Consider the following 13,478-nt stretch of genomic DNA (forward strand, 5'->3'; position numbering starts at 1 on the left):
TCGGGCATCGCCCGGGAAGCCGGGCGCCGTTCAGGAACGGGTGTCGATCACCGCGCCACTCGCAGCGGGCAGTTCGAGGCCTTCGGCCGTGTCGGCGCCGGGATCGGTGGCGAGCAGGACCCGGCCCTGCAGGTCGAGTCTCACGACGTCGTCGCTCAAGTTCACCGCGACCGCGATCGGACCCCGACGGACGATGAGCCAGCGGGCATCCTCGTCGAACTCGGTGACGACCGTGGTGAAGCGCGGGTCGGTGAGTTCCGGAGTCTCGCGGCGCAGGGCGATGAGGCGCTGGTACAGCCGCAGCATGCGCGAATGCGCCTCGTCGTCGAGTTCGGACCAGTCGAGCTTCGAACGCTGGAACGTCTCGGGGTCCTGGGGGTCGGGCACGACGTCGGGATCCCAGCCCATGCGCTCGAATTCCGCGATCCGGCCCTTCGCGGTGGCCTCGCCGAGCTCCTCCTCGGGGTGCGAGGTGAAGAACTGCCAGGGCGTGGACGCCGCCCACTCCTCACCCATGAACAGCATCGGGGTCGAGGGCGCGGTGAGCAGGATCAGCGCGGCGAGGGCGAGGTGGTTCTCGTCGAGGGTCGCGGTCAGCCGGTCGCCGATCGCGCGATTGCCGATCTGGTCGTGGTCCTGCGCGAACGTCACCAGACGCCAGGTCGGGGTGCGCTCGCGGTCGATCGCACGCCCATGGGTGCGGCCGCGGAACGTGGAGAGTTCGCGAGCGTGGAAGAAGCCCTGCTCGATCACGGTCGCGAGGGCCTTGACCGAATCGAAGTCCTCGTAGTAGCCGGTCGTCTCACCCGTGAGGTTCACGTGCAGGGCGTGGTGGAAGTCGTCGCTCCACTGAGCGTCGATGCCGAAGCCGTTCGCCTCGATGGGGCGGATCATGCGCGGGTCGTTGAGGTCGCTCTCCGCGATGAGGGTGAGGGGTCGGCGGACGTGAGCGCTCAGCACCGCGACCTCCTCGGCGAGCTCCTCGAGCAGATTCACGGCGCGACTGTCGACGAGGGCGTGCACCGCATCGAGCCGCAGGCCGTCGACGTGGTAGTCGCGCAGCCACATCAGGGCGTTGTCGAGGATGTACTTGCGGACGGTGTCGGAGTGCTCGCCGTCGAGGTTGAGCGACGAGCCCCAGGTGTTGGCGCTCGCCTCGTGCAGGTACGGGCCGTACTCGGGGAGGTAGTTCCCGCTCGGGCCGAGGTGGTTGTAGACCACGTCCTGGATGACGGCGAGCCCTCGGGCGTGGCACGCGTCGACGAAGCGCTGATACGCCTCGGGGCCGCCGTAGGTCTCCTGCACGGTGTACCAGAGCACGCCGTCGTAACCCCAGTTGTGCGTGCCGTTGAATCCGTTGACCGGCAGCACCTCGACATGCGTGATGCCGAGGTCGGCGAGGTGGTCGAGTCGCTCGATCGCCGAATCGAGCGTGCCCTCGGGTGTGAAGGTGCCGATGTGCAGCTCGTAGATGACGCCGCCGGCGATCTGACGCCCCGTCCACGCGATGTCGGCCCAGTCGTAGCTCGCGGGATCGTAGACCCGGCTGAGACCGTGGACCCCGTCGGGCTGGCGGCGCGAACGCGGGTCGGGTCGGGGGTCGGTGGCGTCGTCGATGAGGTAGCCGTAGTCGGTTCCCTCTGCATCGCCGATCCACCATCCATCGGGCGCGGAGGTCATCTCGACCTTGCTGCCGTCGAGCAGCAGGGTCATCCGCTTCGCCGCGGGTGCCCAGACGTGGAACTCGGTCACGGTTTTCCTCCGTCTTCGACGAGAAGTGCTGTGGGGTAGTCGGCGAGAACCTCGGCGAGGCTCAGCTCGCCGCCCTGGTAGCGGCGCCCGGTGATGACGTCGACGACGGGGGCGGATCCGATGTCGACGGTCGCGTCAGCCCAGCCTCCGCGGGCGGCGAGGCCGACGGGGAGCCGGGTGGCGAGGGTGATCGCCCCGCCCCGGTCGAAGGCGATCAGGTGCTCCGCAGCCACCCCCGACGTGGTGATGGGGGAGTAGTCCTCGAACAGCTCGGGGCGATCGCGACGCAAACGGAGAGCGGCACTCGTGACGAGCAGCTTCGCGGCGCCGGTCTCGTCGATGGCCGGCTTGGCGCCCCCGTCGATGTCGGCCAGAAGACGACGACGCAGGACGAAGTCGACGGCACGGCGGTTGTCGGGGTCGACGAGCGACGTCTCCCACAGCTCGCTGCCCTGGTAGACGTCGGGGACGCCGGGCGCGGTGAGCTGCACGAGCTTGGCGGACAGGGAGTTCGACCAGCCGGGGGTGGACAGGCGCTCGACGAGACCCGTGACGATGCTGCCGACCCTCGGGTCGTCGAATGCCGAGTCGACGAGCGCATGCATGCGCTTCTCGAACTCCTCGTCGGGTGCCGTCCAGGCGGTCGAATCGCCGGCCTCGCGTGACGCCTTCTCGACGTAGGCGTGCAGGCGCTCGCGGCTCGCGGGCCAGGACCCGACAATGGCCTGCCAGATCAGGTTCTCGAGCGGGCCGTCGCCGAGCGGCGCGAGTGCGCGGAGCTCGGTGACCGCCGCGTCCCACTCGCCGGGTATCTCGGCGATCGCGTCGATCCGGGCCCTGACGTCCTCGCCGCGCTTGGTGTCGTGCGTCGAGAGGGTCGTCATCGAGTGCGGGTAGTTCTCCTGCCGGCGGGCGGCACGGACGTGGAACTCGTCGACCGGGATCGCGAACTCCGACGGGTCCGCACCGACCTCGGTCAGGCTGGTCAGCTTCGTGTACCGGTAGAACGCGGTGTCCTCGACGCCCTTGGCCATGACCATTCCCGAGGTCTGCTGGAACCGCTGGGCGGCCGCGTTCTCGGGGTCGCTGAGCAGCGGGATGAGCTCATCGATCGTCGTCGCCAGGTCGGGACGGTGCTTCTTCGCCAGCTCTGCGGCCTCGTGCAGGTGGTCGACGCCGAACGGCAGGTAGGAGCGGTAGACGGGGAAGCAGGCGAGCAGCTCGCCGATGGCGTCGGCCACGGCGTCGCCGCGCTCGCTCGACTCATGAGCTGCGACTCGGTCGAGTCGGAGGACCTCGGAGTGCAGGATCCCGTCGGCGATCGACCGCTTCGTGTCGTGGATCAGCTCGTGCCAGTCGACGGCCTCTCCGTCGCGCAGGCGGGTGTCGAGCGCGGTGAGCGGGGCCTCCCCGGCGGGATCGATGAGGACGCGGTCGATGTCGGCGAGGGCGTCGTACCCGGTCGTGCCGTCGGTCTTCCACTCGGTGGGCATGACTTCGTCGCCCTCGAGGATCTTCTCGATGAGGACGTAGCGCCCCCCGGTCACCCGGGCGAGATCGTCGAGGTAACCGCCCGGGTCGAGCAGACCGTCGGGGTGATCGACGCGGAGTCCGTCGGCGATGCCGTCCTCGAACCAGCCGCGGATGGCGGCGTGCGATTCATCGAACACCGCGGGCAGCTCGACCCGGATGGCCGCGAGCGTGTTGACCGCGAAGAACCGGCGGTAGTTGAGGTCGTAGTCGGCGCGGCGCCAGTCGATCAGCTCGTAGTTCTGACGGGAGTGCACCTCGACCGGGTCGTCACCCGCCTCGGCCGTACCGGCAGCGACGGGCAGCCGGTGGTCGTAGTAGTGCAGCTCGAACCCCGAGTCGCCCACTTCGGGCAGTATCGAGGCGTCAGCACTGCCCGAAATGGGCAGTTCGACGAGCTTCAGCGCGCTGATGTCGTCGTCGCTACCCAGGATCGGGATTCGCAGCTTGCCGCCTCCGAAGTCCCAGTCGATGTCGAACGCCTCGGCGTACCGAGACTCCCGACCCTTCTCGAGCACGTCCCACCACCACTTCATCACGGAGGGAGTGGCGACGCCGACGTGGTTGGGGACGATGTCGATCAGCACCCCGAGTCCCGCCTCGTGCGCCGCGCGGGCGGCGCGCTCGAGGCCGGCGTCGCCGCCACGCGTCGGGTCGACCCGCGCGTGGTCGACGACGTCGTAGCCGTGATCCGATCCGGGCTCGGCCTCGAGAAGCGGCGACAGGTAGATCCAGTCGGCGCCGAGGTCGCGCACGTAGTCCACGAGTGCGGTGACCTGGTCGAGGTCGAACGACTCGCGGACCTGCACGCGATAGGTCGAGATGGGCTTCTTCACGGGTGTCACTGCATTCCCTCGCGTGTGGATGACGGTCAGCGGAGCTTGTGCGTGACCGACTCCGCAGCGGTGACCGCCGCGGTGTCCGCCTGGGCGCTGCTCAGCACGGCGAGCGACGCGGCGACCGAGTGGTCGGGCTCGACCTCGGGCTCGCGGTGCTCGCGCATGACGAGGAGCGACTTCGCCGCGACCGTCTGCTTCTCGCCGGTGTCGACGGGGCCGCTGTCGGCGGCCTGACCGGCCGTGTCGATCATGATGTCCCAGCTGCGGTCGAGACCGTCGGTGGGCAACGTGAACTCCACGTCCTCGTCATGAGCGTTGAAGAACAGCAGGAAGTCGACGTCGGTGAGCTGCTCGCCTCGGGCGTTGCGCTGACGGAGGCTCTCACCGTTCAGATACACGCCGACGGAACGGCCGAATGCGGTGTCCCAGTCGTCGGGGTGCATCTGCGTACCGTCGGTCTTGAACCACACGATGTCGGGCAGCGGTGCGCCTTCGTCGCGTTCCGCCGGGCGTCCATCGAAGAAGTTGCTGCGACGGAACGTCGGGTGGTCCTTGCGGAGCCGGACGAGCGCCGAGGTGAACTCGATGAGCGGCTGGTCGGCCTTGTCCCAGTGGACCCAGCTGATCTCGCTGTCCTGGGCGTAGCTGTTGTTGTTGCCGCCCTGGCTGCGACCGAGTTCGTCGCCGTGCAGGATCATCGGCACGCCCTGCGAGAGCAGGAGCGTGGCGAGGAAGTTGCGCTGCTGGCGGGCGCGCAGGGTCAGCACGTCGGGGTCGTCCGTCGGACCCTCGACCCCCATGTTCCAGGAGCGGTTGTGCGATTCGCCGTCGTTGTTGTCCTCGCCGTTGGCCTCGTTGTGCTTCTCGTTGTAGGAGACGAGGTCGGCGATGGTGAAGCCGTCGTGCGCGGTGACGAAGTTGATGGAGGCGACCGGGCGGCGGCCGTTGCGCTCGTAGAGGTCGGCCGAACCGGTGAGACGCGAGGCGAACTCGCCGAGGGTCGAGGGCTCTCCGCGCCAGAAGTCGCGGACGGTGTCGCGGTACTTCCCATTCCATTCCGTCCACTGGGGCGGGAAGTTGCCGACCTGGTAGCCGCCGGGACCGACGTCCCACGGCTCGGCGATGAGCTTGACCTGCGACACCACCGGGTCCTGCTGCACGAGCTCGAAGAAGGTCGACAGGCGGTCGACGTCATAGAACTCGCGGGCGAGTGCCGAGGCGAGGTCGAAGCGGAAACCGTCGACGCGCATCTCGGTCACCCAGTAGCGGAGGCTGTCCATGATGAGCTGCAGCGAATGCGGGTGGCGCACGTTGAGCGTGTTGCCGGTGCCCGTGTAATCCATGTAGTACCGCTTGTCGTCATCGACGAGGCGGTAGTACGCCTCGTTGTCGATGCCCTTGAAGCTCAGGGTGGGGCCCAGGTGGTTGCCCTCGGCGGTGTGGTTGTAGACCACGTCGAGGATGACCTCGATGCCGGCGGCGTGCATGGTGCGGACCATGCCCTTGAACTCCTGCACCTGCTGGCCGAGCTCGCCGGTCGAGGAGTACTCGTTGTGCGGGGCGAAGAAGCCGATGGTGTTGTAGCCCCAGTAGTTGCGCAGGCCCTTGTCGACGAGGGTCGAGTCCTGCACGAACTGGTGCACCGGCATCAGCTCGAGGGTGGTGATGCCGAGCTTCTGCAGGTGCTCGATGATCGCCGGGTGGGAGAGGCCGGCGTAGGTTCCGCGCTGCTCCTCGGGCACGTCGGGGTGGAGCTCGGTGAGGCCCTTGACGTGAGCCTCGTAGATGACCGACTCGGAGTAGGGGATGCTGGGGGCGCGATCGCCGGCCCAGTCGAAGAACGGGTTGACGACGACGCCGAGCATGACGTGCCCTGCCGAGTCCTCGTCGTTGCGCGAGTCGGGGTCGCCGAAGTTGTAGGAGAACAGCGACTGATCCCAGTCGTAGCTGCCGCAGGTCGCCTTGGCGTAGGGGTCGAGCAGGACCTTGTTGGCGTTGAAGCGCTTGCCGTTCTCGGGGTCGTAGTCGCCGTGGACCCGGTACCCGTAGCGCTGGCCGGGCTGGACCTGCGGGAGGTAGGCGTGCCAGACGAAGGCATCGACATCCTGCAGCTCGACGCGCGTCTCCTCACCGTCGTGGCTGAAGAGGCACAGCTCGACACGCTCCGCCGCCTCGCTGAACAGGGCGAAGTTGGTGCCGCTGCCATCGAAGGTGGCGCCCAACGGGTAGGGCGTTCCGGGCCAAGCTTCCAATGGGTCCTCCGTCTGTCGGGCGATTTGCCGCCACTCAACCTACTAGCGGCGCCTACTCTCTCAGGGTGATCTGAGTTGCCGCCCAGAGCACTCCCAGTAAGCCCCCGCCCGGGGGCGATTGTCGGCCTCGCGCAGCCGTTTCCCGGACTCGAATCGGACGGCTTCGCGCGCTATAGTCGTCGCAGTTACACGGGAGTCCGGTGAGCCGGGCTGAGAGGAAGCTTCTCCAAGCTTCGACCGTCGAACCTGATCTGGGTAATGCCAGCGCAGGGAGGCATCTTTCTATCCCGTGCCCTTCATGTCATTCGACTCACGAAAGGGGCACGATCTTCGTGACCACCACCGCACCCGTTTCCCGTCAGACCCGGCCAGGCCACTACCGCTGGAGGGTCGTCGACATCGTCGTGGCCGCCGTGCTCGGTGTCGCCTCGGGCCTCGTCTTCGTCGCCTGGAACGTCGCCTACACACCGCTCAGCGCACCGTTCGAGGCGCTGCTCCCCGGACTGCAGGCGCTGTTCGGCGGCGGCTGGCTGTTCGCCGGGGTGCTCGTCGGCCTCGTCATCCGCAAGCCCGGCGCGGCGCTCTTCGGCGAGCTCGTGGCCGCGACCGTCTCGGCCCTCGTCGGCAATCAATGGGGCGCCTCGACCCTGCTGTCCGGTCTGGTGCAGGGGCTCGGCGCCGAACTGGTGTTCCTGATCTTCCTGTACTCGAGCTGGCGGCTCTACGTCGCACTGTTCGCGGGTGCCGCGTCGGGAGTCGCGCTGGCGATCAACGACCTCATCAACTGGTATCCCGGGTCCGACCTGCCGTTCATCGTCATCTACACCGTCTCGTCCGTCATCTCGGGTGCGGTCATCGCCGGCCTGCTGTCCTGGCTCGCCGTCCGCGGCCTCGCTCGAACCGGCGCGCTGAACAGATTCGCCTCGGGGCGCGAGACGACGGCGGACGTCTGACCGGGTCGCAGGGCGCCCCGACGCAGCCCGCCGCTCTGGTCGCCCGCGACTGGGGCTGGCGGCATTCGGGGCGGCGGAACTGGGCGCTGCGCTCCCTCGACCTGGTCGTCGAACCGGGCGAGCGGGTGCTGCTCCTCGGTGCTTCCGGCGCGGGCAAGTCGACCTTCCTGCAGGCGGCGGCCGGGATACTCGGCGGCGCCGACGAGGGCGAGGAGCAGGGGGAGATGCTCCTCGACGGGCGTCCCGCTGCCGAGCAGCGCGGCCGGGCGGGCCTGGTGATGCAGGACCCGGATGCCCAGGTCGTGCTCGCGCGCGTCGGCGACGACGTCGCGTTCGGCTGCGAGAACCTCGGTGTGCCGCGCGACGAGATCTGGTCGCGCGTCGCCGAGGCCCTCGACGCGGTCGGGCTCGATCTTCCCCTCGACCGGGCGACCTCGGAGCTCTCGGGAGGGCAGAAGCAGCGGCTCGCTCTCGCCGGGATCCTCGCCATGCGCCCCGGGCTCGTACTGCTCGACGAGCCGACGGCGAATCTCGATCCCGATGGTGTGCGCGAGGTGCGCGACGCCGTGGCGCGGATGATCGAGCGGACGGGCGCGACGCTCATCGTGATCGAGCACCGCGTCGGGACCTGGGTCGATCTCGTCGACCGCGTTGTCGTGCTCGAGCCCGGCGGGGGAGTCCGGGCGGATGGGTCGCCCGCGGGGGTGCTGGGTGAGCGTGGAGATGAGCTCGCGGCGGGTGGCGTCTGGGTACCGGGGCACGAGCCCGCGCATCCGTCGCGCCGTCGCGCTTATGGAGAGGTCCTGCTCTCGGGAACCGACCTCGGAGTCGGACGCCGGAGCACGGTCTCGAGCGGCATCGATTTCGAGGTGCGGCGGGGGAGGGTGCTCGCGGTGACGGGACCGAACGGTGCCGGCAAGTCGACGCTCGCTCTGACCGTCGGTGGACTGCTGCCGCCGCGGGAGGGCCGCGTCATCGCGTCGCCCGCCCTTGCCGGGGGCATCGGAGCCGACCCGCAGCGCTGGCGTTCGCGGGACCTGGTCTCCCGGATCGGGAGCGTCTTCCAGGATCCGGAGCATCAGCTGCTCGCCGCGACGCTGGCCGAGGAACTCGCTGTCGGGCCTCGCGTGGTCGGTGCCGACGCGGCGACGATCTCGCGTGTGACCGACGAGCTGCTCGTCCGCCTGCGCCTCGACCACCTCGCCCTCGCGAACCCGTTCACCCTGTCCGGTGGCGAGAAGCGCCGCCTGTCCGTCGCGACCGCGCTGGCGACCGCCCCACCCGTGCTCGTCCTCGACGAGCCCACCTTCGGCCAGGACGCCCGCACCTGGGCGGAACTCGTCGCCCTGCTGGCCGAACTGCTCGACGAGGGCACCGCGGTCGTGGCCGTCACCCATGACGCGCTGTTCGTCGATGCGCTCGCCGACGATCGGCTGGTCCTCGCCGGCAGCGTCCTCGGGTCGCAGGAGAGGGGGATGTCGCAATGACCTCGCTCCTCGTCGTGGAACGGACGACCGCGATGCACCGGGTCAACCCGGTGGCCAAGCTCCTCGCGGCCCTCACCATCGCCATCGTGCTCGTGCTCACCATCGACGTGGTGTCGGCCGGTGTCGCGCTCGCCGTCGAGGCGCTCCTGCTTCCGTTCGCCGGCGTCCGGCCGCGCACCTTCTGGATCCGGACCGCGCCGGTGTGGATCGCCGCGCCGCTCGCAGCACTGACCATCGCGTTGTACGGACAGCCCGGCGGCACCGTCCACTTCTCCTGGTTCCTCATCCACGTCAGCGACGGTTCGTTGCATCTGGCGCTCGCCACTTCGCTGCGCGTTCTCGCCATCGGCCTGCCGTCCGTTGTGCTCTTCATCACGATCGACCCGACCGATCTCGCCGACGGACTCGCGCAGGTGCTCCATCTGCCCTCCCGGTTCGTCCTCGGCGCGCTCGCCGGCATGCGACTCGTCGGGCTGTTCGCTCAGGACTGGCAGGCGCTCGAGGCCGCGCGTCGGGCCCGCGGCGTCGCCGACCGAGGGCGCATCCGGCGGTTCCTCGGAATGGCGTTCGCCCTGCTCGTGCTCTCCGTGCGGAGGGGCAGCAAGCTCGCGACGGCCATGGAGGGCCGCGCGTTCGGCGCACCGGTGCGACGGACCTGGGCCCGCGAATCGCGCTTCGGTGCGGCCGAGTGGACGGTCGTCGCAGCCGGGTTGCTGATCGCCGCCCTCGCGGTCGTCGTCTCGGTCGCGACCGGCAGCTGGAACTTCATCGGTGCCCGCTGAGTCGGTGCCCGCGCCCGGCGGGACGGAGGACCTGGTGACGCGTGTCGCTCGACGCGTCCGCTCGCTCGCGGGCGGCGGCCGGGCCGTCACGCTCATCGACGGCGGTTCGGGCGCAGGCAAGAGCACGTTCGCGACCTCGCTCGCCGCCGAGCTCGGCTCGCAGCTGGTCCGGCTCGACGACGTGTACCCGGGATGGGACGGTCTCGAGGCGGGCAGTCGTGCCGTCTACGAGGAGATCGTGCCGCTGGCGCACTGGCATCGGTGGGACTGGGACGAGAGCAGGGCGGGTGACATCCACCGGATCGATCCGGTCCGTGACGTGGTCATCGAGGGCTGCGGTGCGCTGAGCCACCCGGGCCGGGCGGTCGCGACAGCGGGCATCTGGATCGAGCTCGACGAGCGCGAACGGCACCGGCGGGCCATCGCCCGCGACGGCGCGGTCTACGAAGCGGAGTGGGATCGTTGGGCCGCGCAGGAGGCCGTCTTCTTCACCCGCGAGCGCCCCGACCTGCTGGCCGACATCCGCCTCGACGGCCGTGTGCTGCCGATTCCTGGCCTGCGGGAACTCAGCGGTCCGACAGCATCCCGATGAAGCCCGGGACCACGACGCCGGGGTTGAAGAGCCGCCAGATCAGGCCGGGATCTCCGATGGCTCTGTCGTTCGTCAGGATCGTGGTCTGCTCGAGAGTGCCGATCGTGACCGTGATCCGCCCGACGTTCCGACCGGTGCGGATGAAGCCGACCTCGTCGAGCTCGACCTCGCCGGCGGGCAGCGGCTGGCCGTTCCAGGCGAGCGCGTAGAGCGACTCGCTGGCGACCGCCGCGGACGACGCCCCCCAAGCGGTCGAATAGGTCCCGTACGCCGTGCCCGCGGCGACGACCTCGGCGAGCTGCATCGCGCTCGGGAGACTGCCGATGAACGAGTTGACGTCGATCGCCAGCTGGTCGTAGCTCGGTTCTCCGAGGAACGCGCCGTAGATCGTGACCGGCTGGTCGCTGATCGTCGTGGGATACGCGAACAGGAGGCAGACGCCCGCTTCATCGGTATAGCTGCGGGAGATGCCGAGCACACCCTGCGCTCCGCTGTAGGCGATCGTGTTGTCGAACGTCACTCCTCGGAGCGTCGTCGCCCGCGGAGTCGCGACGATCTCGGCGATCAGCGGATCGGCCATCGCGATCGCGGCGAGCCGCGCGAGATCCGCGCCGGTGCCGACGCTGTCGGGGGAGAGGCCGGTCGAGTCGGCGACCCGCGTGGAGTCCAGCCCGTTCGCGGTGAGCCACGCTGCCGCCGCGGACAGGTACTCCTCCTCCGAACCGAACGCCCACCGTGCGAGCATCTCGGCGTGGTTGTTGCTCGAGGCGATCAGCATGGCCTGCAGCGCCTCGCGCTCGCTCCACTGGTCGCCCGTCACGACGCGCACCGAACGGGTGCCCTCCGCCTGGTAGCGGGAGTACGCGGCGTAGTCGTCGGCGGTCACGGGGATCGCCGGGCCGGGGCGTCCCTCGGTGAGCGGGTAGCGCTCGAGGACGAGGAGCGCGGTGATGAGCTTCGCCGTCGCGGCCATCGGAACCGGATCGGTGCTGCCCGCCGCGATCGCGGGAGATGACGCGTCGAGGGTGACCCCGGTCGAGCCCGCAGCGGGGAGGACAGGGCCGGTGCCCTCGACCACGGCGTCCGCGGGGGCGGGAATCGCGGTGCCCGGAGTGTCCGGCAGGGGGGCGAGCAGGGCGATCGGGCCGTACACGCCCGCCGCGAGAATGAGGACGGCCACCGCCGCGACGACGACCCTGTTCCGCTCGCGCCGTGCCATCCCGTCAGGGTAACGGGCGGACGCGGGTGGATCCCCAGCATTCGGTCTGGCGTGGCGCTAGCGTGGACCCATGAGTGACACCCAGCCCCCTTCGAACGTCAAGTACCTCGCCGAGTTCATCGACGGACCCCTCGCCGGCACGACCGAGACTCGAGTCCTCGTCGACGGCGAGTACGACGAGGAGGTCAGCTCGCTGGCCTCGATGGACGGCGCCGAGTCGCTGTTCTGGTACCTCGCCGGTGAGACACGCGATGTCAACGGCGAGCTGCACGTCGAGTACCGCTTCGACCGTCGCGACAGCGACCAGGTCGTCGGAGACGACCCCAACGATCAGGAATCGCTCAACCTCTGACCTTCGGGCACTGCGGAGCCGTGCGGGCCGGCGCTGTCAGCGCCGATGCTCGCGCGGCTCTTCTTCGTCCGCTGTGCTTCCATCCTCTGCGGTTCGCGGGTTCCCGTCCTTCTTCCGTGCACGAAAGAGCAGGTAGACGCCGAGGCCCGCGAGCAGTCCCCAGAAGGCGCTGCCGATCCCGGCGACCGCGATCCCGGACGCGACGACGACGAACGTGACCGCGGCGGCCAGGCGATGCTCGGGGTCCGCGAAGGCCGAGACGACACCTGTCGTGAAGGCGCCGATCAGTGCGAGCCCCGCCACGGCCACGATGAGCACCGGCGACGCGTGATCGATGAACGCACCAGCTGCCCCCGCGACGAGTCCGAGGGCGAGGTAGCTCACTCCGCCGGAGAGGGTCGCTATCCAGCGGCGTCCCGGGTCGGGATGAGCGTCGGGGCCGCCGGTGATCGCCGCCGAGAGTGCGGCGAGATTCACGGAATGGCCGCCGAATGGCGCCGCGAGCGTGGTGGCGATGCCCGAGCCGACGAGCATGGACCGGGTCGGCAGATTCGTGTATCCGAGCGTGCCCAGCACGGCGAAACCGGGAACGTTCTGGCCGACCATCGTCACGATGTAGAGCGGGATTCCGAGACTCACGATGGTGAGCGGGTCGAGAACGGGCAGGACGAAGTGCAGTCCGGGAGCCCAGTTCGACGACCCGAGCGGTGAGCCGCCCGACATCACCGCCACACCGACGATGGCGATGACGATCGCGGCGGGCACCGCCCAGCGCGGGGCGAGTCTCTGCAGGATCAACCAGACGAGGACGATCGGGATCGCGAAGAGCGGTGCCTCGATCGTCGCCGTGACGGGGGCGATGCAGAGCGGGAAGAGGATTCCGGCCAGCATTGCGCCGGAGACCGGGGCCGGGATGCTCGTCATGGCCCGACCGAGCGCCGGCCACAATCCGGTGAGGATCACCAGGATGCCGCAGACGAGGAACGCGCCGACCGCCGCGCCGAAGGACGAGGTTGAGCCCTGCGCGGCGACGAGCAGCGCGGCTCCGGGAGTCGACCACGCGAACGCCAGAGGCAGACGGCTGGTCCACGACAGCACGATCGCGAGCAGGCCCTGCAGGACGCAGAGTGCCAACAGCCCCGATGCGGCCTCGGCAGGCGTCGCCCCGACACCGAGCAGACCGGCGATGACGATCGCGAACGAACTGGCGAAGCCGGTCAGGGCGGCGACGATCCCGGCGACGATGGGCTGGACGATGATGTTCTCCTCGGGCGCGGCGACTCAGGCCCAGCCGAGCTCGTGGAGACGCTCGTCGTCGATGCCGTAGTAGTGGGCGATCTCGTGGACGAGCGTGACATGCACTTCGTCGCGGAGTGCCTCTTCGTCGTCGCAGATCGCGAGCAGAGGCTCGCGGAAGAGGACGATCCGGTCGGGCATCTCGCCGAACCCGTATCTGTCACGTTCCGTCAGCGCGACCCCGTCGTAGATGCCGAGGAGATCGAGGGAGCCGTCCTCGGGGCGGTCCTCGACGACGAACACGACGTTCTCGAGGCCCTCCACCATGTCATCGGGGAGGGCATCGAGTTCGTCGACCACGAGGCGTTCGAAAGCCTCGGTGGTCATCTCATAAGTCATGGGGTGAACGACGGGACTCGAACCCGCGACATCCGGCACCACAAGCCAGCGCTCTACCAACTGAGCTACGCCCACCATGCTCGCG

Annotated in this window: 11 protein-coding genes, 1 tRNA gene and 1 riboswitch; of the genes, 5 read left to right on the plus strand and 7 right to left on the minus strand. The window is 69.3% G+C overall.

Features of this window, described 5'->3' with window-relative positions:
* Positions 1-30 precede the first annotated feature (30 nt).
* From treZ to glgX, 3 genes are read right to left on the minus strand one after another with little or no spacing between them, the layout of a single operon-like run.
* Complete coding sequence (gene treZ, locus DDQ50_RS09265; protein WP_276308391.1) at positions 31-1,752, minus strand: malto-oligosyltrehalose trehalohydrolase; 1,722 nt, start codon at positions 1,750-1,752, stop codon at positions 31-33.
* Positions 1,749-4,118, minus strand: a complete 2,370-nt coding sequence (treY, locus tag DDQ50_RS09270; protein WP_116756464.1) for a malto-oligosyltrehalose synthase — start codon at positions 4,116-4,118, stop codon at positions 1,749-1,751. Before treY ends, treZ begins: the two co-directional genes overlap by 4 nt.
* A gap of 35 nt (positions 4,119-4,153) precedes the next feature.
* Entirely contained in the window at positions 4,154-6,373 is a 2,220-nt protein-coding gene (glgX, locus tag DDQ50_RS09275) for a glycogen debranching protein GlgX (protein ID WP_116756465.1), read from the minus strand.
* A gap of 179 nt (positions 6,374-6,552) precedes the next feature.
* Positions 6,553-6,664, plus strand: a riboswitch (TPP riboswitch).
* A gap of 41 nt (positions 6,665-6,705) precedes the next feature.
* On the opposite strand from glgX, the gene DDQ50_RS17495 reads away from it, so the two are divergent.
* The 4 genes from DDQ50_RS17495 to DDQ50_RS09295 are packed head-to-tail and all read left to right on the plus strand — an operon-like array spanning position 6,706 to position 10,187.
* A complete protein-coding gene (locus DDQ50_RS17495; RefSeq protein ID WP_133245950.1) occupies positions 6,706-7,326 on the plus strand; it encodes an ECF transporter S component in 621 nt (206 codons plus the stop codon).
* Between the two features lie 35 nt (positions 7,327-7,361).
* Positions 7,362-8,813, plus strand: a complete 1,452-nt coding sequence (locus DDQ50_RS09285) for an ABC transporter ATP-binding protein (RefSeq protein ID WP_240614411.1) — start codon at positions 7,362-7,364, stop codon at positions 8,811-8,813.
* Entirely contained in the window at positions 8,810-9,595 is a 786-nt protein-coding gene (locus tag DDQ50_RS09290; RefSeq protein WP_116756466.1) for an energy-coupling factor transporter transmembrane component T family protein, read from the plus strand. The genes DDQ50_RS09285 and DDQ50_RS09290 overlap by 4 nt, the downstream gene beginning before the upstream one ends.
* A 34-nt stretch (positions 9,596-9,629) precedes the next feature.
* A complete protein-coding gene (locus tag DDQ50_RS09295; RefSeq protein ID WP_133245951.1) occupies positions 9,630-10,187 on the plus strand; it encodes a nucleoside/nucleotide kinase family protein in 558 nt (185 codons plus the stop codon).
* On the opposite strand, the gene DDQ50_RS09300 is transcribed toward DDQ50_RS09295, so the two are convergent.
* Entirely contained in the window at positions 10,162-11,406 is a 1,245-nt protein-coding gene (locus DDQ50_RS09300) for a D-alanyl-D-alanine carboxypeptidase family protein (RefSeq protein WP_116756468.1), read from the minus strand. The two genes, DDQ50_RS09295 and DDQ50_RS09300, sit on opposite strands and share 26 nt — an antisense overlap.
* Positions 11,407-11,476: 70 nt before the next feature.
* Between DDQ50_RS09300 and DDQ50_RS09305 the strand changes: the two genes are divergently transcribed.
* Positions 11,477-11,758, plus strand: a complete 282-nt coding sequence (locus DDQ50_RS09305) for a hypothetical protein (RefSeq protein WP_116756469.1) — start codon at positions 11,477-11,479, stop codon at positions 11,756-11,758.
* Between the two features lie 36 nt (positions 11,759-11,794).
* Here DDQ50_RS09305 and DDQ50_RS09310 read toward each other — a convergent pair whose 3' ends face one another.
* The 3 genes from DDQ50_RS09310 to DDQ50_RS09320 form a co-directional block, all read right to left on the minus strand.
* Positions 11,795-13,018 (minus strand): benzoate/H(+) symporter BenE family transporter, encoded by a 1,224-nt coding sequence (locus tag DDQ50_RS09310; RefSeq protein ID WP_116756470.1) that lies wholly within the window; start codon positions 13,016-13,018, stop codon positions 11,795-11,797.
* A gap of 21 nt (positions 13,019-13,039) precedes the next feature.
* Positions 13,040-13,381 carry a metallopeptidase family protein gene (locus tag DDQ50_RS09315; protein ID WP_165829764.1) on the minus strand — a complete coding sequence of 114 codons (342 nt, stop codon included), beginning with the start codon at positions 13,379-13,381 and terminating at the stop codon, positions 13,040-13,042.
* A gap of 11 nt (positions 13,382-13,392) precedes the next feature.
* A tRNA-His gene (locus DDQ50_RS09320) sits at positions 13,393-13,468 on the minus strand.
* Positions 13,469-13,478 lie beyond the last annotated feature (10 nt).

Source organism: Amnibacterium flavum (assembly GCF_003097495.1).
Classification (GTDB): Bacteria; Actinomycetota; Actinomycetes; order Actinomycetales; family Microbacteriaceae; genus Naasia; species Naasia flava.

Excerpts from the sequence above, each read along its gene's own strand:
- DDQ50_RS09300 (WP_116756468.1), bottom strand. The coding sequence starts at position 11,406 with ATGGCACGGCGCGAGCGGAACAGGGTCGTCGTCGCGGCGGTGGCCGTC.
- DDQ50_RS09290 (WP_116756466.1), top strand. The coding sequence starts at position 8,810 with ATGACCTCGCTCCTCGTCGTGGAACGGACGACCGCGATGCACCGGGTC.
- DDQ50_RS09315 (WP_165829764.1), bottom strand. The coding sequence starts at position 13,381 with ATGACCACCGAGGCTTTCGAACGCCTCGTGGTCGACGAACTCGATGCC.
- DDQ50_RS09305 (WP_116756469.1), top strand. The coding sequence starts at position 11,477 with ATGAGTGACACCCAGCCCCCTTCGAACGTCAAGTACCTCGCCGAGTTC.